This is a genomic window from uncultured Rossellomorea sp., from assembly GCF_947488365.1.
In the GTDB taxonomy this organism is placed as follows: Bacteria; Bacillota; Bacilli; order Bacillales; family Bacillaceae_B; genus Rossellomorea.
In genome coordinates, this window is record NZ_CANKZT010000002.1 from 332067 (window position 1) to 356844 (window position 24778).

Consider the following 24778-nt stretch of genomic DNA (forward strand, 5'->3'; position numbering starts at 1 on the left):
GTAAAGCTACCGAATTTACCAGGGTTTTGATTCTTTGTTGCATTGTCACTTTAGAACGAATATGATGAGAAAGTGATAATGACGAGAAAGGGTTTTATGAATGAAAATAGACTTTATACAGGAAGTTCAGTCAAGACGAACTTTCGCTATTATTTCCCACCCGGATGCTGGGAAAACAACATTAACAGAGCAACTTCTTCTTTTTGGAGGAGCAATTCGAGCAGCTGGAACTGTAAAAGGAAAGAAATCAGGAAAGTTTGCAACATCTGACTGGATGGAAATTGAGAAGCAGAGAGGGATTTCGGTCACTTCTTCTGTGATGGCATTCGACTATGATGATTATCGGGTGAATATCCTTGATACACCAGGTCACCAAGACTTTTCTGAAGATACGTATAGAACCTTGATGGCTGTTGATAGCGCGGTTATGATCATTGATTCAGCCAAAGGGATCGAGGCGCAAACCTTAAAGCTTTTCAAAGTTTGCCGCATGAGAGGGATACCGATCTTCACCTTCATTAATAAGCTCGACCGTCAAGGACGTGAGCCTTTAGAATTATTGGAAGAGCTTGAAGAAGTATTGGGAATTCAATCCTACCCGATGAATTGGCCGATAGGGATGGGGAAAGAATTTTTAGGAATCTATGATCGATTCCATAATCGAATTGAGCAATTCCGTGTAGACGATGAAGATCGCTTTATACCTTTAAACGATGAAGGTGAAATTGAAGGCCAGCATCCTCTTAAGGATAGCAATCTATACGACCAAACGCTTGAAGATGTTTTGCTTCTGAACGAAGCAGGAAACCAATTTTCCCGTGAACGGATAGCGAATGGAGAGCTTTCTCCTGTCTTCTTCGGCAGTGCATTAACCAATTTTGGCGTTCAAACGTTTCTTGAAACATATTTACAGTTTGCACCGTCTCCACAGCCAAGGAATTCTGACGCAGGCGAGATTGAACCGACGGCAGAGGAATTCTCTGGATTCGTATTTAAGATTCAAGCCAATATGAATCCTGCTCACCGTGACCGGATTGCATTTGTCCGCATTTGTTCAGGTCAATTTGAAAGAGGGATGACTGTTAACCTTTCTCGCACAGGTAAATCCATTAAGCTTGCTCAGTCTACACAATTTCTTGCAGATGATCGAAGTACTGTAAATGAAGCTGTGAGTGGAGATATCATTGGGGTATATGACACGGGTACGTATCAAATCGGTGATACACTAGTGCAAGGAAAACAAGGATTCCAGTATGAAAAGCTCCCTCAATTTACTCCAGAACTTTTTGTTCGTGTTACAGCTAAGAACGTAATGAAACAGAAACACTTTCAAAAAGGAATTCTTCAACTGGTACAAGAAGGAGCCATTCAATATTATAAGACTCGCACGGAAGATATCATTCTTGGTGCAGTCGGGCAGCTTCAGTTTGAAGTATTCGAGCACAGAATGAAAAATGAGTACAACGTTGATGTCAAAATGGAACCGATTGGATCAAAAATTGCAAGATGGATTGAAAATGAAGAAGATGTTAAGGAAACAATGTCGAGCTCTCGAAGCATGCTGGTGAAAGATCGTCATGGCAACCTGGTCTTCTTGTTTGAAAATGATTTTGCTATGAGATGGTTCAATGATAAAAATCCTGATATACGATTATACAGTTTAATGTAAATTATGTAAGCACCCCCTAGAATTTGATCTGGAGGGGTGCTTTTAGTTTTTAGGTTCTCGGAATTCCGTGTAAAGCCTGGATTCATTTGAGCTAGTACCATTATCTAGTGAATTTCTCCTGATATAAAGGTTGATTAGTGGTGTTTTTTGGGTAAAAAGCCTTATTATATAAATATAGGATATAATTTCATATAAGGGAGAGAGTTGATAGTGAAAATCGCTTGTGCAAATTGCACTGTAACCATGAAGTATCTCGATGCAGGGTGCTTTTTTTTACATAATGATCAAAATCATTCCGTGCCATTGAATGGATATTCGACGCGATTAGAAGATGGTACATATGTTTTTCTATATGAAAATCTGAATGTACTATACGAAAAGCTTGTGAGGGTAGAGGATTTACTGGAAGAGGAAGGATGGAAGTGCAGCATAAATGATATAGATCAGCCCAGACCATTCATGGCAGTAGGCAAATTCATGCTGTTAATGAAACATAGAGAGATGATAGAGATGATTCAGGGTGGAAATTTCACAAGTCATCTTCAGCCAATCATTGATTTAAGCGATTACAGTCTCTTGGGTTATGAATCTCTTTTGCGGGCAGGGGACCAGTCAAAAAAAATTAATCCCGGACAATTATTTGAAGTTGCCGCCATCACAGGCTTTCATTCCATGTTAGACCAGAAAGCAAGGAAATCGGCTATCGAATGCCGTGTAGGTCAGGTGAATCGAGGTATTAAAAGTTTTATTAATTTCCTTCCTTCCACGATCTATAATCCTGAATTTTGTTTACGCCATACCTTTCAGATTGTGAACGAAATTGGTGTGAATCCCGAGGATCTTGTATTCGAAGTGGTTGAAACAGAAAAGATTGAGGATGTGGAGCATCTAAAATCCGTCCTTGATGTATATAAGCGTGAAGGAATGAAAGTGGCGCTTGATGATGTTGGATCCGGTTTTGCCACAGTTGAAATGCTGACTCTCCTAAAACCGGACTATGTGAAAATTGATCGATCCTTTATCAATCATTGTGATAGACTTGCTGAAAATCAGGAGTTTTTACGGAAAGTCATGAAGATTGCTAAGGAGTTAAATATCCTTGTATTAGCAGAAGGAATAGAGAGGGAAGAAGAATTGCTATTTTGTAAAGAAATCGGTGTTCATTATGCACAAGGTTATTTTATAGGAAAGCCGGCCCAACAAGCAGTAGAACCATTTGCCGATTCTCTATTTGTATAAGGAAAGATGACCTCACTTTTACGAAGAGAGGCATTTTTTTTATAAAAAGGTAGTTGACATATTTTTAGACGATGATAAAATACTAGTATAATTACTTTAGTGCATAAAAGCTTAAAAGCGTTTAAGAGTGAAAGAACTTGATGCCCTTTCTAATTCTTAGCGCTTAATCACATATCTTTGTCTTGAGCAACGCAGTAGGAAATAGGTAGACAGCAATCAGAGACTAGGCGGCAGGTGAAAGCTTAGGTCCATTATTTCTGAATTACATTGCTTATAAACCCTCAAAGTTAATGAGGCTTTATCCAGAGACAAACCTTTATGAAGTGGGAATAATAGATTGTCATACATTCATGAATAGTCATGAATGGGCTGAGGGAATGTATGACAATAGGTTTATTCCAATTAGGGTGGTAACGCGGAGAACTCTTCGTCCCTATTCGGGATGGAGGGTTCTTTTTGTTGTTCTTTCTATTCCAATTCATCAATTTCAACTTAGAGAAGGAAGTGTTACTATGTTAAACATTCAAAGCGTAAACAAACCAACCGTTAAAGAAGCATCAGCGGTATTACTCGCTATACTGGGGATGATTAGTGTCAGTATTATCGTACTCGAATCAGTCCCTCATATTCCGATCATTTTTTCACTCTTTTTTCTCATGATATATGGACTTATTCGAAAAGTTAAATTCAAAGAGATTGAACAAGGAATGATTGTTGGGGCACAAGGTGGCTTAGGGGCTATTTTACTCTTTTTCTTCATTGGTCTTCTTGTGAGCAGCTGGTTACTCAGTGGAACCATTCCTACCTTGATGTTCTATGGATTTGAATTTGTTACTCCCAACTATTTTTATGCGATTGCCTTTTTGCTTACTTCCTTAAGCGGCATCGTGATTGGAAGTTCATTGACGACGGCGGCAACCATAGGTGTAGCACTTATCGGAATTGGTGAAGCGATGGGATTATCCATGAGCATTACGGCAGGAGCGATTGTTTCAGGAGCCTTTTTTGGAGATAAGATGTCCCCATTATCAGACACAACGAATCTTGCTTCTTCTATTGTAAAGGTAGATTTATTTACCCATATTCGCAATATGGCTTGGACAACCGTTCCTGCTTTTATCATTACGCTCATCGTATTCGGATTCTTATCACCGGAAACAAGTGATGTCAACTTATCACAGCTGAAATCCCTACAGGAAGGCTTAAGTCAAACCGGCCTCATTCATTGGTATAGTCTCATACCTGTATTATTGCTGATTGTTTTAATCGTATTTAAAACCCCTGCCTTATTAACACTGGCAATCAATATAGCGGTCTCGATCGGAATATCATTCTTACATGGATCCTTGAAGCTGAACGAACTGTTCCAGGTGTTATTTGCAGGGTATGAGTCAAAAACGGGTGTGGAATCCATCGACTCGCTTTTAACTAGAGGAGGGGTCAACAGCATGATGTTCACGATTTCCCTTGTTATCCTTTCTTTAAGCCTGGGTGGAATACTATTTAAGCTTGGCATTATTCCTGTGTTACTTGATAAAGTCTCAACGATCATTCAATCAGGAAGAAGAACGATCCTTTCAACGGCTTTATCAGCCATTGGTATCAACCTGGTTGTCGGGGAGCAGTATTTGTCCATCCTATTGACGGGAGAAGCCTTTCAATCACAATATAAGAAACTTGGGTTACATCCTAAAAACTTATCACGTACGTTAGAAGATGCTGGAACAGTCATTAACCCGTTAGTACCATGGAGTGTATGCGGCATCTTCCTAACCGATGTATTAGGTGTCTCCACGCTTGAATATTTACCGTTTGCAATCTTTTGTCTCATTTCTCCAGTTATAACTATTCTTTATGGATTTACCGGCTGGACCATAGAAAAAGAACAAACTGAACCGAAGCCAATTGCATCAAACTAACATATTATTAAGAGGAAATAAAAAGGACTGTCCTGGTCATTCATCGAATTTTTTCTAAAAGATGAATTATCCAGAGGGCAGTCCTTTTCGTGTGATTTCAACATAATTTGGGAAATGATGATTGTAATAATATCCGCCTAGTGTAATCATTGAAAAATGAAAAAGGGGAAGAACCATCATCATGATTGGATTCTTTAATAGCAACACACCTTCTTGGACCATGAATACTTCTATGGTTAACAGGAAAAGGATGGTCAACAGAGCATATGGCTTATCCTTATTTCTAAAGAAGATAACCAGTGTATAAAAGTAGGTGGTAAACCAAATGTATATCGCATTTCCCGCAATCAAGTCCCGTGTAGGATTAGAGAAATGATTCATTGGGAGGATATAAAGTTCCAACAGGGAAGAAAGAATCCAGGCAAATGAAAGGGAGACGGTCGACAGAGCAAAAAACAAGGTAATGAATAGTACATAGTGATTAGGATCATTTTCGAGCAGCTTCCACCACACCTTAGACAGTATGACAGAAAGGATTAGGAAAAATGATGTGTAATACGATTGCCACCAATGGTGTTCGTACAAATTTGAATAGGTGAACCATATTTCAATGAGAAAGAATAAACCAATGATCAAGGCAATCCGGGTTATTTTCAAATGATAGACAACAATGTAAGTAAGGGCGATCGGAACGGAAAAAGCCTGTGAACTAATCGACCCCAATACACTATCATTGTAATTATTCGATAAAATATGGGGATGATACGTATAGCTGTTAAGTAAAACAAAGATGATATATTCGAATACATAGGCTAATCCGGAAATGAAAAGCCAAAACAATAAAATCTGAGCAGAAATATGACGGTTCTTAATCACTATGAAGGTTAACAGGAAGATGCTGATAAGACTAAGGGATACAAATGGAACCCAATTCGCCATGCTTATGCTCCTTACGTTTCAGTATAAAAATAGTGTTTACAGAATAGGTTTATTTATTTATCAAGATGAATAAATTGTGAACATTTTCTATTGTAGAAGCTTTAATATTGAAGGATCTTCCTGAAGAGACTATAGTTAACATTAACTGCTTCCGATCGGTAGTGAACATACATAATGAAAGGGGAGCGCCCGTTTGAAAATTAGTGATTTTTCCATACGCCGCCCTGTATTCACCATTGTCACCATGCTACTCATCCTTATTCTTGGAGGGGTTTCCCTCTCGAGAATCCCGTTAAAGCTCATTCCAGATTTAAATCCTCCTGTGGGGGTCGTCGTCACCAATTATCCTGGTGCGAGTCCTGAAGAAGTGGTGGAGAAGGTGACAAAGCCACTGGAAGAAAGCTTGTCCACTTTACCAGGGATGAAAAACATCCAATCTACTTCAAGGGAAGGCTCAAACTTTATTCTCCTTGAATTTTCATGGGCAACCTCCATTGATGACATTGAGAACGATGTGCTTCAAAGAATGGGTCAGACTCCACTCCCGGATGGTGCGGATAACCCAAGGTTTCTTAAATTCGATCCTGCCCAGTTTCCGATCATTCAATTTTCGTTGCGTGAAGAAGGAAAGGAAAGTAATTTAAAAACTTTATCCGAAAACTTGAAATTGGAATTAACCCGTGTTGAGGGAGTGGCAAATGTAAACGTTTCTGGTTCACTCAAGGATGAAGTGGTCATTGAATTGAATCAGCAAACGCTGAAAGAAAATCGTCTGAGTCAATCTGACGTTATAAACACCATTAGAGCAAATAATGTAACCTCACCGGGAGATACCATCGAAACCGATGGCCAAACCTTAACCACTCGCGTTATGAGTGAATTACAGTCCGTCGATGAATTAAAAAAATTAGTTCTTCAAGTAAATCCTCAAACTGGAAAGAAAATTACTCTTGGAGAAGTCGCGAACGTTGAGAAGAAGCAGGAGGATACAAATACGATCACCCGTGCTAATCAAGAATCAGCCATCCTTTTTAGTGTGTTACAGCAATCCGACGCAAACACGGCTTCTGTCTCCAAAGCATTTCAAGAGGAACTTGACCGTTTACTCCAACAGGATCAATACAAATCAATCAAAGCTGATATTCTCTTTGATCAAGGGGACTATATTACGCAAGCCATTGGGAATATTGCAAACTCCCTGATAATTGGTGGAGCTTTTGCCATGCTTGTTCTATTTCTATTCCTGAAGAATGTAAAGAGTCCGTTAATTATCGGTGTGGCGATTCCATACTCTGTCATCGTTACATTCGTCTTAATGTTCTTTGCTGATTTCACCTTAAATATCATGACTCTTGGAGCACTTGCCCTTGGAATCGGAATGCTTGTGGATAATGCCATTGTTGTAATTGAAAATATTTATCGGCATCTTTCACTTGGAAAAACACCGAGAGAAGCTGCGAGTATCGGCTCCAAAGAAGTGGGTGGAGCCATTACGGCATCTACTTTAACAACGGTTGCAGTGTTTTTACCAGTTGTTTTTATTTCAGGGTTGCTTGGTGAGTTATTTACCGAATTTGCCCTGACCATTTCCTTTAGCTTATTAGCATCTCTCGTTGTAGCTTTAACGGTCATCCCGATGTTAGCAAGCAGATTGTTGAAGAAGCCTAAAGGGAATATCGAAGCGAAGCGCAGGCGTTCAAAAGGCAGGAAAACATTTACCCGCTCTGTCAAGTGGGCCCTTCGTCATCGATTCATCGTCCTATTTATTACTGCTCTTACTTTAGTTGCAGGTGGTCTCGGTTTAACAACAGTAGGGACACAGTTTTTACCTCCGACGGATGAAGGATTTTTCAACATGAGGGTCGAATTAGAAAATGGAGCATCCGTAGAAGAAACGAACAAAGTCGTGAATGCAATCGAAGAGAGGCTGGAAAAGGAAAAGGAAGTTGATGTTTTTGTAAGCCTGGTCGGTACAACTCAGGAAGAGTCCTTTAGAGGAAGTTCGAAAGGGAACATTGCCGAGGTTTATGTTAAGATGAAACCTTTGGAGGATCGGGAGAGATCAATATTCACTTTTGCAGATGACGTAAAACCTGAGGTCGAGAAAGTTGCGAAAAAGGTGAATGATTCTGCTGAAATTTCCTTTAACCTTCAGTCAACATCAGGTTCGAGTCCTCAAACCCTGACATTCAATTTAAGAGATACAGACCCGAATAGGTTGAATCAATCTGTGGATAAACTATTCAATTCTCTTAAGGATATGAATGACGTATCAGAAGTGACTACCGATCAGATGGAAACGGTGAAAGAAATCCAAATGAAAGTGAATCGTGACAAAGCTCTCGAACAGGGGCTGGCACCAGCTCAGATAGGTACGCTTGTGCAGGATGTAACACGGGGTGTATTGACGACCCAAATGGTTACAGAGACGTCTGATGTCATAAATGTGTTCGTACAATATGACCGTAATATTACTGAGAATTTGGACTCACTAAAAAAACTACTAATCCCTAATGGACAAGGAAAGTACATTCAATTGAATTCCGTCGTTGATTTTTCCATAGAAGATGGTCCTGTCAGTATACAAAGAATCGATCAGCAGCACGCAGTTCAATTCAACTTGAAGTATTCATCTTCCACCAATCTCGGAGCAATCTCGAAAGCTGTGGATGAAAAGATAGAATCATTGGATCTCCCTAATGAGACATTAGTCTCATTCAGTGGTGACAGAGAGTTACTGGAAGATTCCATTGACGATATGGCACTGGCACTTGGACTGGCCATTGTTCTTGTATATATGGTGATGGCAGCACAGTTTGAATCTTTTAAATATCCATTTGTCATCATGTTTACTGTCCCACTCATGGTCATTGGTGTCGCGATAGCGCTGGCAGTCACTCAAACACCGATAAGCATTTCTGCGATCATTGGCGTCATTGTCCTGGCAGGTATTGTTGTAAACAATGCGATTGTGATTGTCGATTACATTAACCAGCGTAAAGAAGCAGGAATCAATAGCTCTGATAGCATTGTTGAAGCGGTTCAAGACCGGGCAAGACCGATCTTAATGACAGCTTTGACTACTATACTTGGCCTATTACCTCTGGCTCTGGGACTCGGGGAAGGTACAGAAATCAATCAGCCGATGGGTATAGCCGTAATCGGTGGTTTGATAAGCAGTACACTTTTAACGATTTATGTCATTCCGATTGTGTACAGTTTCTTTGATAAAGAAACGAGAAGAATGAAGAGAAATCGCCAAGCATACGGAAATAGAGAATAGCCAATATCGAACGGAGCTAACCTTACAGCTAAGTAGTCACCTCTTTGTATCAAACGGGTACCTTAGCTTGTAGGTTAGCTTTTTTTAATACCCATTTTTGAAAGGAATCCTAGGCGGGGGTGGGAAGCGGTATGAAGAAAGGGATATATTTAATCACTGGTTTTCCAGGTTTTTTAAGTCTTAACATTGTGGAAGAATTAATTATTCAAGACAAGGCTTCAGCAATCTACTTACTCCATTTAGGTACCATGGCTGCAGAAGCAGAGGAAATAGTAGGTAAGCTGACAGTGAATACAAAAGCTGACCTCATTTTAGTAGAAGGAGACATTACACAACCCAACCTTGGAATGACGGAAGTTAGAATTGGCGAAATACGCGAAAAAGTGGAGTATGTCTGGCATTTAGCTGCCATCTATGATCTCGCAGTACCTCAAGGTCTTGCTCATAAAGTAAACGTAGAGGGCACACGAAACGTTAATTCTTTCTGTAAAACTCTTCACCGATTAAAGAGATATGTTTATTTCTCTACTGCCTTTGTGGCGGGAACACGTAAAGGAGAGATTTATGAGTATGAGTTGGAGTATCCAACTAGCTTTAATAACTTCTATGAACGGACAAAGTATGAAGCTGAGGTATTAGTTGATGAACTGAAGGGCATCATGCCGATTACGATCATCCGTCCCGGTATCGTAAAAGGAAATTCAGAGACGGGTGAGACGGTTAAGTTTGATGGACCGTATTTTATTATGAATATGTTTAAGCGATTATCCTTTTTACCTTGGATACCATTTCTTGGAGAAGGTAATTCCCTCATAAATATCGTTCCCGTCGAATATGTCGTTCGAGCTTCTATACACCTCGGCCATGAAGGGATCGGAACAGGAAAAACCTATCATCTTACCGATCCACAACCAGTAACGGTAAGGGAAGTGTACGAACAGATTTTATGGCATATGTACAATAAACATCCGCGGGGAAAGGTTCCCTTGTTCCTTTCCAATTGGGCATTGGGTTTTCGATTTATTCGAAAATATTTGAAGGTTGAACGCGAAGCGCTTGATTATTTTACACTTGAAGGAAGGTTTCATTGTCACCAAGCTCAAGAAGACCTGAAGGGATCTGACATTCAATGCCCATCCCTGTCAAGCCAAATTGGAAAAATGGTTGAATTTTATCTAGAACATTCCTCTAACGAAAAATTCCATGTGAAGATTAATTAAGGATGTTTTCACGATGATTGTCGGATTGAGTGTTAAACGTCGTAATAATTGGGAGGGAAATGGTAAAAATAATGGGAAAGCATCAATAGGAGGATTCTCGAGATGTCATTTTCCCTTACGCAAAATCCGACCCAGTACATATATCCTATCGTTCATACACTTCATCGCCAATTGCTGGGATGCCCATGAAAACTTCTATTACAAAATTAGAGGGAGTTCTATGGAGTATTGCACTCCCAGGTTTTCCACAATTACTGGTTGGACTGTGGTTTAAGGGAACGTTATTTGTACTTCTTGAAATTATCATCAATGTCCAAAGTAACTTCAATCAAGGAATTATGTATAGCTTTTTAGGTGAAACCCATAAATCAGCTTCTGTGATTGATTATCAATGGCTGATGTTTTATCCATGTCTCTATATGTTTGCCATGTGGGATGCTTATAAACTTGCTCAAACCAAGGAAGAACCGTATATATTCTTACCTTTTGTCATGTCTGCTTATATGGTGACCGTTGGCTTGATGTACTCTCCCAAGGTATATTTATTCGGTAAATTTGTCGGGCCAATCTTTTTGCCGATGTTGTTTGTGATCCCCGGAGTGGTACTTGGTCTAATTATTCGATCAATCCTCATCCGAATCCATTAAGTTTTATCTCTTTACGAAACCTCATTCATGAGGTAAGATATGGGTATACAACTTAAACGTTTTCTACCTGTCAAAGGGGAGTAGCTATAGGTGTCATACCTAAACAAAGTCGTCAGTTCATGGATTATTCCATCGGCTTTGTTGGCATAATGATTATGCTCAGCAAGACCTTTGCCTTATTTAGGCAAGGGTCTTTTTATTTTATAAAAATCCTTGCCTATTGGAAAACTAACTGTGTAAATAGGAGGGACTTACATTTATGGATGCTTCAATGTTACTGGAATATGGATGGGTATTGCTCATCCTTGTTGGTCTTGAAGGAATTCTAGCTGCTGATAATGCAGTTGTTATGGCAGTCATGGTTAAACATCTGCCTGTAGAACAAAGAAAGAAAGCACTCTTTTATGGTCTGTTAGGAGCATTTGTATTTAGATTTGCTGCACTATTTCTCATCTCGTTCTTAGTGAATGTTTGGCAAGTTCAAGCCATCGGGGCAATCTATTTATTCTATGTATCGATTCACCATTTCGTTAAAAAGAGGAAAGACACTGGAATTGTAGAGTCTGAGTCAAACAAGGGCTCAGGTTTCTGGACTACCGTATTGAAAGTGGAACTTGCAGACATCGCCTTTGCAGTTGACTCCATGTTAGCTGCCGTTGCTCTAGCTGTAACATTGCAGCCAACAGGATGGTTTGATGTAGGTGGAATCGATGGTGGTCAGTTTATCGTCATGTTCCTTGGAGGAATAATCGGCTTGGTGATTATGCGATTTGCTGCAACTTGGTTTGTTAAATTATTGGAGAAATACCCTACTTTAGAATCAGCAGCGTTTTTAATCGTCGGTTGGGTTGGTGTAAAGCTTGCTGTATTTACACTTGCTCATCCTGATGTTGCGATCCTGGATCATCATTTCCCTGAATCAAAAACATGGAAGCTCGTCTTCTGGACCGTTTTAATCCTCTTATCAGTTGGAGGATATTTATTATCACGAAAGAAAGCAAAGCAGGAAGAAGCACACGCAGAAGCCAAGAAAGAAGCCAAAGCGGAATAAAGAAAAATGGAAAGCTAACGTGAGAAATATTCACGTTAGCTTTTTTACATGAGGATTCATATGTCTACCATCCCCTTATCATTACGTCCTTTTTAAGAACTTTCAATTTTTATTTGTATAAACCCCCTCAAAAAAAATTCTCATAACGTAACTCCTTTAGTAAGGCGATCGATCGACTAATAAAAATTCAACTTCCGAGGTGTACATATGACAAAACATTCCAAATTAATGAAATCATCTTTAGCTGTATTAGTAGCAGGATCTATTAGCTTTTCAGGTTCATTGGCTTATGCGAATAACGATGAAAAAACGTTTGACACGGTTACGATTGAGCAAAAGGGTAGTACAGGAGTTACAGTGAATGATGAAGCCATGATTGATTCTGCTAAAACAGAAATTGAAAAACTAGAAGAGACAGAAACCCCATCATTACTTCCTGGTGATTTCTTCTATTTTGCTAAGCTTGCTCTAGAGAAAGTGAAGCTTGCCTTTACGATGGATGATGCGAAAGAAGCGAAATTACTTGCAGAGTATGCAGCAGAAAGACTTGCTGAAGTAGAAACTTTATTTGAAGAAGGAAAAGAAGAAGAAGCTATCGAAGCAATCAACCATGCCATTGAAATGATTCAACGCTCTTCAGATGAATTACCACACAGTGAGAATGAAGAAGCTTCTAACGATGATTCAATGGGAGAGTTAGAGGGCGAAACAGCAGAAGAATCGAATACTGAAGAGAAAAACAGTGAAACTGAACAAACCAAAGAAAGTAATGAAGAAGGCACCCCAGAAGAAGCAGATTCCGAAGAAAAATCGGATGAAATGACTGAAATGGAAGAATTAATGTCACAAAATATCATTTCACTTAAAGCGAATATGGAAAAAGTGAAGAACCCTAAAGCGAAAGAAGCTCTTCATAATAACATTGAAAAAAGCTATAAGAAATTAGCCGAAAAGCTTGCAAAGCTGGAAGAAAAATGGACGAAAAAAGCAAATGCTAAAGAAGAAACAGAATCCGATGAATCGATGAAGGAAGACTCTGTAACTCGGGTTGAAGAATCAACCGAAACATCGTCTGATGAAAATACAGATGGAAATAAAACTGAGACAAGTCCAACTGTGAAAGAAGAAACAGAAAAAACCGCACCAGTAAAAGTTCAGCACGTGGAAAAAGAAGCGGAAAAAGTATTAAAGCAACAAAAAAAGCAAGAGAAAAAAGAAGCAAAAGAAGTGCGGAAACAAGTGAAAAACGAGGAGAAACAAGCTCGTCATGATGTTAAAGAAGAAAAGAAACAACAACAGCCAGCTGTAAAACAGCAGGAACAACACGGTCAGAACAGTGAAAACGGTAAAGAAAACGGCAAGGGTCACAATAAAGACTAAGTAAAGAGCAATAGCTTCAGGATAGGCTGGTATTCTAATGACCCGTCAGTCACGAAGGGGATACTGGACTTAAAGTGATTTCACATTTGCTGAGTCGAGTGCATCTGTAAAGATTACTTAAGCAGTACCCCTTCCTCTCTATTATCCTTTTAAAATCAACATCATATGAGTATAATAGTGTGCAGGATGGAGTGAGACTGATGCTAAATGTATTACTATTTTTACTAGCCAAACAAAAGAAGAAACAAACGCTTGAAGACATGGCGATACGAATACAAAATGGTGATGAACAATTACTGAACATAGTCTTGGAAGACTATAAGCCATTTATAAAAAAAACGGTATCTTCAGTCTGCAAACGATATATCTATGAAAGTGATGATGAATTTAGCATCGGTCTTATTGCCTTTCATGACGCTATCTTAAAATATAATCATCAGCGAGGGTCTTCCATCATTAGTTTTTCTGAAGTAATCATCAAACGGAAAGTGATTGATTATATCAGAAAAAACGGGAAGTTTCAAGATGTGAGCATCGACATGAGTCTGGTGGAGGATGATGAAGAGAACCCGAATTTAACAATCGAGCAAATTGTCTCTGTTGAAGAATATGGGAAGCAACAAGAAGGAAAGAAGAGGCAGGAAGAGATTATCTCTTTCCAAGAACATCTTTCTCACTACAAATTATCCTTTCATGAGCTAGTCGAACAGTCACCTAAGCATGAAGACGCCAGACTGAATGCCATTGACATTGCTAAAACGGTAGTGAATTCCAAAGAATTACTGGATTACCTCCTTGAAAAGAAACGGTTACCCATAAAAAAATTAGAGAAGCAGGTAAACGTTAGTAGAAAAACAATTGAGAGAAATAGAAAATATATTATTGCCATTACTCTTATTCTTATTGGAGATTATGTGTACTTACGGGATTACTTAAAAGGGCGGTTAGAGATATGAAAAAAGGGATCATTATGGAAATCAAACGTGATATCCTCGTTATGATGACGTCAGAAGGGGAATTTCTGACGGGAAGAAGACAGCCCAATCAACATTATACAATTGGAGAAGAAATTCCTTTCTTTCCTTTGCATCATGAGCCTGTTAAGATCAAACCAACTTTTAAATGGAATTGGAAAGTATCGACTGCATTATTAACTGCTATAATCGTCATCCTCACCCTGTTTTCAAGTGCTTTCTTACAGAGTAACCAGGCATATGCTTATGTGTCTGTCGATATCAACCCAAGTATGGAATTGACTCTGAATAAAAAACAACAGGTGATAAAGATTATCCCTTACAATCAAGATGCCAAAGTGCTTCTAAAAGAGTTGGGTGACTGGGAAGATATGGATGTAAGTGAAGTGACAAAGGAAATCTTCCTGTTATGTGAAGAAATGGGATATTTAAAAGAGAATCAAAATGTTCTCATCACCTCTTCATTTAGTGAGGATTCAAATGAGCAGCGTGAAGATGATTTGGTTGCTGAGATAAACAAGCTTGTTCTAGAATATAGCACAGACCACAACATGAACATTACGGTGAAAGAAACATCGCAGGAAATGAGAGAAGAAGCATCTGATAAAGGAATGACTGCAGGGTCTTTATTACGTGAAAGTGAAAAAGCTGAAACACCGGAACCAGCAGGAAATCCTGAAGAAGAGAGTCATGACCAAGATGTTCTCAAAGAGGGAATGAAGAAAGAGGAGAATTCAAAGGTTGAGAATCAAAAGGTGGAATTACCATCTGAAGAGAAGAAGCAGAAACCTGTGAAATCTGAAAACCATCCAAAAAATGATAAACCTCTTCCAAATGAAAATAAGCCTCAAGAAAAACCTGCACAATCTCAAGGCAAAGGCAATTCCTCTGACCATCACAATTGGAATGAGTCCAATGGGAAACACAATGGTTCTTCTAATCAAGGTGATATAGATCAATCCAGAGGCAATGAAGACCGTGGAGATCGCGAAAAGGATAACCAAGAAAAGAAAAATGAACACCAAGATAGAAAACAGAATAAAAAAGATAATGACTAATAAACAGCGGCCCATTTATGAAATGGGTCGTTCTCATTTATAAGGGGTAGCTGGTGGAAACCGGCTACCCCATGCCATTATTATTTAGTTTGTTGTCCAGATAGTTGTGATTGAGCTTGTTTAACCAGACGTTTTGTAATTTCTCCTCCAACGGATCCGTTAGAGCGAGCTACTGTATCTGATCCAAGTGTTACACCAAATTCTTGAGCAATTTCATATTTCACTTGATCAAGGTATTGTTCAACACCTGGAACTAGTAATTTATTGCTGCTTCTAGCCATTGTTGTTTCCTCCTTATTAGTAGACTTGAAACAATGATGTTTCTGTAGTACTATTATTTGTCTTAATTCTTTGAACATGACTGGTAATATTTCGCCGAAATTGTATAGTTTGTATGGTGCAAAATGAGTAACTGTTTCTTGATGGTTAAGCCGCTGTCGTTATAGAAAGAATAAACATATAGGAAATTATCCATTTTTCCTTTCATTCTTCGTTCATATTCATTAAGATAGAAAAGGAAATAACCTTGAAAGGGAAATACATATATGTGGTATAAATTAAGATTAAATTTGAATAAATTAACTCCTGCTCAAGTCATTGTAACCTTTTATCTAATTGCCGTTACTGTGGCAACGATTCTATTGAGCTTACCATTCGCCCATAAACCCGGCGCAGAGTGGAGTTTTATTGATGCTATTTTCACTTCCGTCAGTGCGGTGAGTGTGACGGGCTTGACGGTTGTAAGTACCGCCGATACGTTCAATACAACAGGGATTTTCTTATTGGTATTTGTCTTACAATTCGGTGGAATTGGGATCATGACTCTTGGAACTTTTTTCTGGCTTTTGGTAGGTAAGAAAATAGGGCTGAAAGAACGTCGATTGATTATGACGGATCAAAATCAAACCAATCTATCCGGCCTTGTTCATCTATTAAAGCAAATATTATTGCTTATCATTGTTATTGAATTAGTGGGTGCGTTTATTTTAGGGGTTTATTTCCTGAGCTACTATCAAAGCTTTCAGGAAGCATTCATCCACGGACTTTTTGCCTCAGTGAGTGCTACGACTAACGCTGGTTTTGATATAACCGGTCAATCACTCATCCCTTTTAAAGATGACTATTTTGTCCAATTTATTACAATCATCTTACTCACATTAGGGGCAATTGGATTTCCAGTATTAATCGAGACAAAAGACTATTTAATGAACAAGAAGAGAAGCAAACATCATTTCTCATTATTCACTAAAATTACGACCATTACATTTGGTATATTATTAATTTTCGGTACGTTGGTTATATGGTTGTTTGAATATGATCGATTTTTTTCAGGTATGTCTTGGCATGAATCATTCTTTTACTCCCTATTTCAATCTTCATCGACGAGGAGTGGCGGTCTTGCTACCATGAATGTAGCAGAGTTTTCAACTCCTACATTACTTGTTTTGAGTGCGTTAATGTTCATTGGGGCATCTCCAAGCTCAGTGGGTGGGGGAATTAGGACAACAACCTTTGCCCTGAATATTTTGTTCTTATTCCACTTCGCCAGAGGCAATAAAACGATTAAAATCTTTAGAAGAGAAGTACACGAACAGGACATCATTAAATCGCTGGTCGTTACGATGGTAGCCGTCCTTATATGTTTTGTATCAGTCGTTATTTTAACAATTACAGAAGATCACAGTCTTATTGAAATAATCTTCGAAGTTGCTTCTGCCTTTGGAACAACGGGTTTATCATTGGGGATCACCTCTGACCTTTCATCAATTGGAAAGTGTGTGATTATAGCCCTCATGTTTATCGGTCGAGTCGGCATTCTATCCTTCCTGTTTATGATAGGAGGAAAAGAGAAAACAACTAAATATCATTATCCCAAGGAAAGAGTTATCATTGGATAGATTAAAAAACGATGCCAAATCAGCATCGTTTTTTATTTGAGTACAGAATAGGGAACATCGAAATAAATCCAAAGGATGAGAATGATGGGAAGGGATACTATCCATCCTTTAATTGGATTTTTATGATGGATGATGAGTACGGTGAACATCATGATATTAAATAGAATATCCCAGCCAAAATGCCAGCCATTATGATAGGTCATCATTCCAAAGATATGAGAAAGGCCTTCTGTCATTCCGTAAATTCCCGTCCACAACATAATCCAGGCGACTTTTCCACGGAAAGACGAAGGCAGTTTCCCGATAAAGATGGCAATGGTGGCGGTGTATTGAACAGCCATTTTACAAAGAGATATGATCGTATGATTCAGGTTGATGTGGTCTCCTAATACTGTAACCGTTTGAAATTTCCACATGGAATAGTCATACAAAAGGAATTGGGATAGTAAATCCCCGATAATAAAAAACAGTAAAGTTGGATAATAGCTGTAAAAATCTTTCCAATTTCCGAATTTCCATCCAAGTAGTGCATAACAAAGTAAGAAGACAAGTATCATCGTATATCCTCATTTAGCATTTTTGCTTAGTTTTTGGTTAAATGCTTCATTTATTCAGACTTTTTCTTCTAGTATTGGAATACCTTACGCGGACTCTTTGGGAATGGAAAGAGAAACGAATGGAGAAAGTAAGGGTAACAAAGGAGATGAGTTACATGAAACGAAAAGCACAGTATAATGCTGCTGAAAAAAACAACCAAACGCCATTAAAGAATAAACAAGAGTCAGAATTCTCAGCTGAATTTTCTCAAGGAGAAGATACAGCTAAGGGGAAGAATAGAAACTCTTCTAAAGGGATGAAGGGTAGAAGCTGATGAAGGACAAAAAACAATCTTTTCGCGAAGAATTTGGTCAGGAATTTGGAGATGTTAATGCAGCCAAGATCCTGGAAGTAACTCAAAAACAGCCAAAAGCAAAAGAAAACAAGAAAAAATGTTAAGCGATTCGCTTAACATTTTTTCTTGTTTATGGGGAAACAGATTGTCGATCAATCTCAAATACGGTAGATTGACCGGTTGCTGGTTCAAAGTAAGCTAATACATACTGATCTAGTCCATCCTGGGATTGAATGGTTTCCAGGAGTGTATGCTTATACAATTCCTTTTCATTTAAGTTTAGGAGAGCGAAAGATTCTCCTGCGATAGATGGTTGTGCCAGCAAGGATTGATAAATAGCAGATCGATCTGCTTTCGTAAGTTCATGAGTCCACCAAGGTTTACGTGGTTTATACTTCTGATTCTCTAAATAATCCAGTTTCATTAGACCTTCAATCATCGAAATGTTATAGCTGGTCTCTGTAGATAAAAACTCTTGCAGCCTTTTAAACAAATCTTCCAGTTGATGTCCGATTCTTGACCAACCACGGTTTTCCCAGTAGGAGCCGAATTGTTGGAAGAAATCAAAGGGAGTTTCAAAGCATTCTGTCACTAAATATTCAATCGTACGATCCATACGATGATCATTCCAATACTTTTCTAATACATCTTCAACCTGTTTAATTCTAACGATATCATCAAAGGTCAATACATTGTTGCCTAGGATTTCATAAGGTGAATGGTCCATATACGTGTACTGATGATCGTTTGCACGAATTCTTAAGCCTGTACCACGAAGCATCTTCAGAAATCCTAATTGTAGCTCCTCTGGTCGCAATTCAAATACATCATTAAAAGTTTTACGGAAAGAGTTGTAATCCTCTTCAGGTAATCCTGCAATTAAATCCAGATGCTGATCAATCTTTCCTCCATCTTTCACCATCGTAACGGTTCTGGTCAGTTTCGTGTAATTTTGTTTTCTCATTACGAGATCATTCGTTTCATCATTCGTTGATTGAATTCCGATTTCAAAGCGGAATAACCCTGCAGGGGCATTTTCGTTCAGAAATTCAATTACTTCCGGTCTCATAATGTCAGCGGTGATTTCAAATTGAAAGACAGTACCTGGTAAATGTTCGTCAATTAGAAATTGAAACATTTCCATGGCATAGCTTCGGCTAATGTTGAATGTACGATCAACAAATTTAATGGTTTTCGCACCATTTTTCATTAAGAAACGGATATCATCTTTTACCTTTTCTCTGTCAAAGTAGCGTACACCTACTTCAATCGAAGAAAGGCAGAACTGACAGCGGAAAGGACAACCTCTGCTTGTCTCAATATACGTAACCCTTTTACCCAATTGAGGCAGGTCTTCTTGAAAACGGAACGGTGAGGGTACTTCTCTTAAATCTATTTTATTCTGCTGAGGCTTGATGACCGGCTTACCATCTGCTAAGTAAGCCACTCCATGGACCTTTGAAAAGTCCCTATCCCCATTCAGTTCATCCAATAACTGCTTAAAGGATTCTTCCCCTTCACCGATAACGATAAAGTCAACGTCTTGCAGCCGATCCAGCCAGTAGGGAACATCATATGTGACTTCTGGTCCTCCCAGGACGATGGTTACTTCGGGCAGGATTTTGCGAAGGATTTTGATCACTTTGATCGTCTCTTCGATATTCCAAATGTAACAGCTGAATCCAATGATATCAGGTTTTTTCGAGAATAAGTCAGTGGCGATGTTAAGGGTGGGATCCTTAATGGTGTATTCAGCCAATTCTATCTCATGTTCAGGCTCTGCAAATGCCTTCAGGCAACGAATGGCCAAATTGGTGTGAATATATTTTGCATTTAACGTACTTAAAACGACTTTCTTCATAAATAAGCTCCTTTTATACTAAGCTCACTTGATGGACCATGTGAACCCTTGTAAACCATATTTTCCAACATATACGTGTTGTTCGTACATCTAATCCAAACCGTACTGATTATCATTTTATCTAAGGAAGAGAGAAAGCTCAATGTTTGTCTAGAATGTATTTAAATTTATTGTAAGTATTAGAAGGAATTTAAGGAAAAGTTACGAATAGTATAATAAAATAAATAGTTTTTTGAAAAATGTGTAGAAGATGATCAATATATACCTTAAGAGAATAGATACTCATGAAAAGGGACTGACCCGTGTCTGATATTGGGTCAGCCCTTTCTAGTGAGGTTTATCTTGTTTTCATTTCTCTTTTTGAAAGAAGTTTCTGGAGTTTGGTTGATTTAAACTCCACTATCGGTTGCGTTATGCTTGTGAAAAACTTTGTCGAGAAAATCATTGTCAGAACCAATGATACACCGAGCAAGATTAATAAACTCGTAGTGGGATCAATTGTATCCTTCAGCTGGCTTTCGCGGAATAAGCGGATAAGAAAGCCGTGCAGCAAGTATACATATAGCGTATTTTTGCCCCATTTTGTGAAAAACCTTCTCTTAGTAGGGACAAAGGTAAAGAAGCTAAAGATCATCACAACGTTCAGCAAGTAAACAAACGCCCTGACAGCTAAACTAATGGCGTTGTTCCCTTCGAAGTCTCCATAAGGCTTAGAGCCAAGTAACCATTTATCGGAGAATTCAGGGATGAAATACATTCCCAAAAATACGAGAATAAATAATGTACCTGCCACTATACGTGCTTTACTCGTTTTAAAATATTCGAAGTGCTCCTTCTCCAAATAATAGCCCATCAGGAAAATCGGAAAGAAAACAAATGTTCTGGACAGGCTAAGATAGTTTGAAATCACATCAGCAAAACCTACAAGCAGCCCAATGGAAAAAGCGATTGTCAATCCAATGCCGGGCTTGAACTTAAACCACTTGATGAAAACATACAATAGTGCGTTCCAACAGAATAAACTGATGAGGAACCATAATGACCAGTGTGGATTAAGGGGATCGACTTCAAATGTTGATTTTTGATAAAGAAAATAATAATACACCGTGTAGATCAATTGAAACACAATGTAAGGAAGAATTAATTTTTTGGCCAGTTTTTGAATATATCCCTTTTTATAAAATCCTTTTGCGAAAAACCCTGCCACTAGAATAAAGGCTGGCATGTGGAAGGTGTAAATCGTTTTGTACAGAGAAAGGATAAATGGATCGCTTTCTATATAGGACCGGATCAAATGTCCAAATACAACCAGGAAGATCAAAATGAATTTGGCATTGTCGAAGTAATAGTCACGCTGTTTCATATCTTCACCATCTCTTAGAATAGATTTATCCTAATTCATTCTTACCCTAGGATACAATGAGTAAAACATGAATTTCACTGTTAATTATCACCAAAAGTATGGTGAGCTATGCGAACTCTATAATGATTTGAGCCAATAGTCGTCTTTTTAAAATAGTAGGGGGATGAGGAAATGACTAATAGTAGTAAATTGCAGAAAGAGTTGAATAAGGAAGAATGTCATTCCGTCGATAGGGAAATTTGCTTAGCATCACCCATGCCGATGTTCGTGATCAATAAAGAGTTGAAAATTGTCTTTGCCAATGGAGAAGCATGTGAAACGCTCGAGACAACTTGTGAATCGATTGTAGGGAAGCTGTTCAGCGGCTTTTTCTCTTCTGTTCCTGCACCGATTGTAGCTCATTACAAGGAAGTGATGGAAACAGGGAAAACCCTTGAAGATGAAACCTTAATGAATATTACCGATAAGAAAATCATTCATATTGAGCTCTTGCTCAAAAAATCGACCATTTCTCCTAATGCTTATCTCTACTTCAAGGATGTAACAGAACTAAAGGAAAAAGAGCGAAAAGATCATATGAATGTTCATTTGTTATCGAATATTTTCCAGAATGCATCAGAAGGAATCGTTCTCTTTGATATTGAAGGAAATATCAATGACGTGAATCAGGCGTTCAGTTCACAAGTGGGATTGGACAAGGAAGAAATCACAAACAGGAACATAAGCTCCTTTATCCCTAAAAATGCCCATTATAAGATTGAAAAGATAAAAGAGCTAATTTCTCAAAATAAAAAAGCACGTGGAGAAATTCCGATAAAAAAAGCACACAGCATTTCGATTGTGGAATTTACGACAAGTCCCTTTGTGCATCATAAACTTCATATGGCCATCCTTAGAGATGTAACCGAGAAGAGACAGATGGAGATTCAATTAAAGCGAAACGAAGAGTTATTTAAAGGTTTATTTGAAGAAGCGATTGATGCCATTGTGCTATGGGATCAGGATGGTAGAGTATTAAAAGCCAATTCTTCTGCCATGAAGATCTTTGAATGCTCACTTTCAGAACTTCTTTCGAAGAGAATCAGGGACTTTGTTTACCCTTTAGAAAGCCAAAAGTTTGATTTAGTCATGGAACAGTTAAACAGGAGCGGTGCTGTAAGGGATGAAGTATTGTTTCTCATGCCTAACAATCAGTTGAAGCATTTGGAATTCACTTCAAAGCTTCATTCCGTTGATGGCTATAACATGACGATCTTTCGGAATGTTAGTGAAAGATATCAAATGGAGAAGGAATTACGAGAGAGTGAGGAGAGGTTCCGGAAGATTTTCGAAGGGTCACTGGATGGTCTGCTCCTTACCAATCACAATTATGTTGTTGTAGATGCAAATCCTGAAGTGAGTAAAATCATTACACTCGAGAAAGATCACTTAATCGGTAGAGATGTACGCGAGATATTGAATATTGAACCTGGTGACGAGTCATATGATGAGTACTTAAAACAATTAAAAGAAGACGGACAGGCAACGTTTTTAAAAACGTTAACTTCCCACAGAGATAAGGTTCAATACGTTGAGTTGTCATCCAAGTATAATTTGCTCTCTAATTTAAATCTAACGATCATTCGTGACATTACCGAACAAATTGAAATGCAGGAGCAGTTAAGGAAATCAGATACATTGAGTGTAGTTGGGGAGCTGGCTGCAGGGATTGCCCATGAAATCAGGAATCCGATGACCGCCCTTAAAGGCTTTATTCAACTGCTGGAAAATAGTGTAGGTAAAGATCATGAAATGTACTTTAATGTAATAACTTCTGAATTTCAGAGAATTGAATCGATCATTACTGAGTTTTTAGTATTAGCAAAGCCGCAGGCCATTCAATATCAAGAAACGAATTTAATAAGGATCATGAAAGATACGGTTGAACTATTAAGTGCTCAGGCAGTTATGCACAATGTGCAGTACGAGGAGAATTACCAAAAGAATCTCTCTACCATCATTGCAGAACCAAATCAGTTAAAGCAGGTATTCATTAATGTGATCAAGAATGCGATTGAAGTAATGACGGACGGTGGGGTTATTTCCATCGAGATTCAAGAGACAGAGGATGAAATGATTCATATTAGAATAAAAGACCAGGGAGGCGGGATTTCAAAGGATAAAATTAAAAAGCTTGGCGAACCGTTCTATACTACGAAGGAACGGGGGACTGGACTTGGCCTAATGGTAAGCTTTAAAATTATTAAAGAGCATAAAGGAAGCGTTCGGGTTGAGAGTATCGTCGGAGAAGGAACCATCTTCCACATTTATCTACCTAAATCTTAAAGGAGTCCAGTATAATGTCATTTCATGCAATTGTGATGGAGAGCCCAATTGGGAAACTAGAGCTTCAAGCAGATCAGAGCTATCTTATTTCAGTACAGTTTATAGAAGATGAGGGGAAAGCGGATTCTGATACGGATCATCCGATATTAAAAATTGCACAAGAACAAATCAGACAATTTTTTAAAGGAGAGAGAAGGGAATTTGATCTTCCTTTAAAGATAGAAGGAACAGCTTTTCAGAAAGAAGTATGGAAAATCCTGCAGCAGATTCCATTTGGTGAAACCTGGTCTTATCAGGATGTAGCCCAAGCGATTCAAAGACCTAAAGCTGTAAGGGCAGTAGGACAAGCGAATAAAGCCAATCGTTTCCCCATCATCATCCCATGTCACCGGGTCATTGGAAAGAATAAAACACTTACAGGCTATGCCGGTAAGCAGGTGGATAAGAAAGAAACCTTATTGTTGTTAGAACAATAGAATGAAAAACAGGCATCCTCCAAATGGAGGTTGCCTGTTTTTTTATACCGCTCTTTTCTCAAAGATTGTTGCTTTTTAACATAAGCTCTTCAGGGCTCTGTCAATTAGCGTGTACTAGGTGGTGAGGGAACTGCTCCACTTGCAGCTAGCATTCGGCCGAGCCTCCTCAGCTTAGCCGAACGGGGTCTCGGAACGACCAAAATGGAGTCTACGCAGCCCTCACCATGTATAAGAGTTTTCGTGACACAGCTTATTTATGCTAATAAACAATTGAATGAAACAGTTTGTCCTATACCAGCTAAAATCTACTGTACATTTTGAAAAATGCTGTATTCTAAACAATTATGATATTTATATTAGTCTAGAGTAAGAAACTCACACTTAGAAAGTTGATTGGAGCGGAAGGTGCTCGACTCCTGCGGGAATAACGGGAAAGTTGAGACCCCGCAGGGCAAAGCCCGAGGAGGCTCAACTCACGCCCCGCGGAAAGCGAGCACCTGGATCGGAAATCAACCCACTACTCGCTTTTTCAAAAGCAACAAAGTTTAAGAAAAGAACCTTTTATAATTAGTGATTGAATTACA

Annotated in this window: 20 protein-coding genes and 1 riboswitch; of the genes, 15 read left to right on the forward strand and 5 right to left on the reverse strand. The window is 38.7% G+C overall.

The window, feature by feature from the left end:
* Positions 1-100: 100 nt before the first annotated feature.
* From Q1B03_RS08620 to nhaC, 3 genes are all read left to right on the forward strand, one after another.
* A complete protein-coding gene (locus Q1B03_RS08620) occupies positions 101-1669 on the forward strand; it encodes a peptide chain release factor 3 (protein WP_299740395.1) in 1569 nt (522 codons plus the stop codon).
* 210 nt (positions 1670-1879) lie between these two features.
* Entirely contained in the window at positions 1880-2908 is a 1029-nt protein-coding gene (locus Q1B03_RS08625) for an EAL domain-containing protein (RefSeq protein WP_299740397.1), read from the forward strand.
* Between the two features lie 512 nt (positions 2909-3420).
* Entirely contained in the window at positions 3421-4827 is a 1407-nt protein-coding gene (gene nhaC / locus Q1B03_RS08630) for a Na+/H+ antiporter NhaC (protein WP_299740399.1), read from the forward strand.
* A gap of 66 nt (positions 4828-4893) precedes the next feature.
* On the opposite strand, the gene Q1B03_RS08635 is transcribed toward nhaC, so the two are convergent.
* Positions 4894-5766: a hypothetical protein gene (locus tag Q1B03_RS08635; RefSeq protein ID WP_299740401.1), complete on the reverse strand. Its 873-nt coding sequence runs from the start codon at positions 5764-5766 to the stop codon at positions 4894-4896.
* 193 nt (positions 5767-5959) lie between these two features.
* Here Q1B03_RS08635 and Q1B03_RS08640 point away from each other — a divergent pair, with 193 nt between their 5' ends.
* The 7 genes from Q1B03_RS08640 (at position 5960) to Q1B03_RS08670 (ending at position 15379) form a co-directional block, all read left to right on the forward strand.
* Positions 5960-9049 carry an efflux RND transporter permease subunit gene (locus Q1B03_RS08640; protein ID WP_299740403.1) on the forward strand — a complete coding sequence of 1030 codons (3090 nt, stop codon included), beginning with the start codon at positions 5960-5962 and terminating at the stop codon, positions 9047-9049.
* A gap of 131 nt (positions 9050-9180) precedes the next feature.
* Positions 9181-10269, forward strand: coding sequence for an SDR family oxidoreductase (locus Q1B03_RS08645; protein ID WP_299740405.1), 1089 nt, complete (start codon positions 9181-9183; stop codon positions 10267-10269).
* A 185-nt stretch (positions 10270-10454) separates the two neighbouring features.
* Positions 10455-10916, forward strand: a complete 462-nt coding sequence (locus Q1B03_RS08650) for a hypothetical protein (protein WP_299740407.1) — start codon at positions 10455-10457, stop codon at positions 10914-10916.
* A gap of 63 nt (positions 10917-10979) precedes the next feature.
* A riboswitch (yybP-ykoY riboswitch) is annotated at positions 10980-11076 on the forward strand.
* A gap of 99 nt (positions 11077-11175) precedes the next feature.
* Positions 11176-11967, forward strand: coding sequence for a TerC family protein (locus tag Q1B03_RS08655; RefSeq protein WP_299740409.1), 792 nt, complete (start codon positions 11176-11178; stop codon positions 11965-11967).
* A gap of 207 nt (positions 11968-12174) precedes the next feature.
* Positions 12175-13347: a hypothetical protein gene (locus Q1B03_RS08660; RefSeq protein ID WP_299740411.1), complete on the forward strand. Its 1173-nt coding sequence runs from the start codon at positions 12175-12177 to the stop codon at positions 13345-13347.
* A 200-nt stretch (positions 13348-13547) separates the two neighbouring features.
* Positions 13548-14303 (forward strand): RNA polymerase sigma factor SigI, encoded by a 756-nt coding sequence (gene sigI, locus Q1B03_RS08665; protein WP_299740413.1) that lies wholly within the window; start codon positions 13548-13550, stop codon positions 14301-14303.
* The gene (locus Q1B03_RS08670; protein WP_299740414.1) at positions 14300-15379 is read left to right on the forward strand and encodes an anti-sigma factor domain-containing protein; all 1080 of its coding nucleotides are present in this window, start codon (positions 14300-14302) and stop codon (positions 15377-15379) included. The genes sigI and Q1B03_RS08670 overlap by 4 nt, the downstream gene beginning before the upstream one ends.
* A gap of 80 nt (positions 15380-15459) precedes the next feature.
* On the opposite strand, the gene Q1B03_RS08675 is transcribed toward Q1B03_RS08670, so the two are convergent.
* Positions 15460-15660 carry an alpha/beta-type small acid-soluble spore protein gene (locus tag Q1B03_RS08675; protein WP_044337619.1) on the reverse strand — a complete coding sequence of 67 codons (201 nt, stop codon included), beginning with the start codon at positions 15658-15660 and terminating at the stop codon, positions 15460-15462.
* 264 nt (positions 15661-15924) lie between these two features.
* Here Q1B03_RS08675 and Q1B03_RS08680 point away from each other — a divergent pair, with 264 nt between their 5' ends.
* Positions 15925-17277 (forward strand): TrkH family potassium uptake protein, encoded by a 1353-nt coding sequence (locus tag Q1B03_RS08680; protein WP_299740417.1) that lies wholly within the window; start codon positions 15925-15927, stop codon positions 17275-17277.
* Positions 17278-17309: 32 nt separating this feature from the next.
* On the opposite strand, the gene Q1B03_RS08685 is transcribed toward Q1B03_RS08680, so the two are convergent.
* Positions 17310-17834 carry a hypothetical protein gene (locus tag Q1B03_RS08685; protein ID WP_299740419.1) on the reverse strand — a complete coding sequence of 175 codons (525 nt, stop codon included), beginning with the start codon at positions 17832-17834 and terminating at the stop codon, positions 17310-17312.
* Positions 17835-17989: 155 nt separating this feature from the next.
* Here Q1B03_RS08685 and Q1B03_RS08690 point away from each other — a divergent pair, with 155 nt between their 5' ends.
* A complete protein-coding gene (locus Q1B03_RS08690; RefSeq protein WP_299740421.1) occupies positions 17990-18148 on the forward strand; it encodes a hypothetical protein in 159 nt (52 codons plus the stop codon).
* Entirely contained in the window at positions 18148-18273 is a 126-nt protein-coding gene (locus Q1B03_RS08695; protein WP_258549568.1) for a hypothetical protein, read from the forward strand. The genes Q1B03_RS08690 and Q1B03_RS08695 overlap by 1 nt, the downstream gene beginning before the upstream one ends.
* A 26-nt stretch (positions 18274-18299) precedes the next feature.
* Here the strand turns inward: Q1B03_RS08695 and Q1B03_RS08700 are convergent, their stop codons facing one another.
* Positions 18300-20030 carry a B12-binding domain-containing radical SAM protein gene (locus Q1B03_RS08700; protein WP_299740425.1) on the reverse strand — a complete coding sequence of 577 codons (1731 nt, stop codon included), beginning with the start codon at positions 20028-20030 and terminating at the stop codon, positions 18300-18302.
* Positions 20031-20367: 337 nt separating this feature from the next.
* Positions 20368-21393 (reverse strand): acyltransferase family protein, encoded by a 1026-nt coding sequence (locus Q1B03_RS08705; protein ID WP_299740427.1) that lies wholly within the window; start codon positions 21391-21393, stop codon positions 20368-20370.
* A 171-nt stretch (positions 21394-21564) separates the two neighbouring features.
* Here Q1B03_RS08705 and Q1B03_RS08710 point away from each other — a divergent pair, with 171 nt between their 5' ends.
* Together Q1B03_RS08710 and Q1B03_RS08715 are read left to right on the forward strand one after the other, a co-directional pair.
* The gene (locus tag Q1B03_RS08710) at positions 21565-23718 is read left to right on the forward strand and encodes a PAS domain-containing sensor histidine kinase (protein ID WP_299740429.1); all 2154 of its coding nucleotides are present in this window, start codon (positions 21565-21567) and stop codon (positions 23716-23718) included.
* 14 nt (positions 23719-23732) lie between these two features.
* The gene (locus Q1B03_RS08715; protein WP_299740431.1) at positions 23733-24194 is read left to right on the forward strand and encodes a methylated-DNA--[protein]-cysteine S-methyltransferase; all 462 of its coding nucleotides are present in this window, start codon (positions 23733-23735) and stop codon (positions 24192-24194) included.
* Positions 24195-24778: the final 584 nt, after the last annotated feature.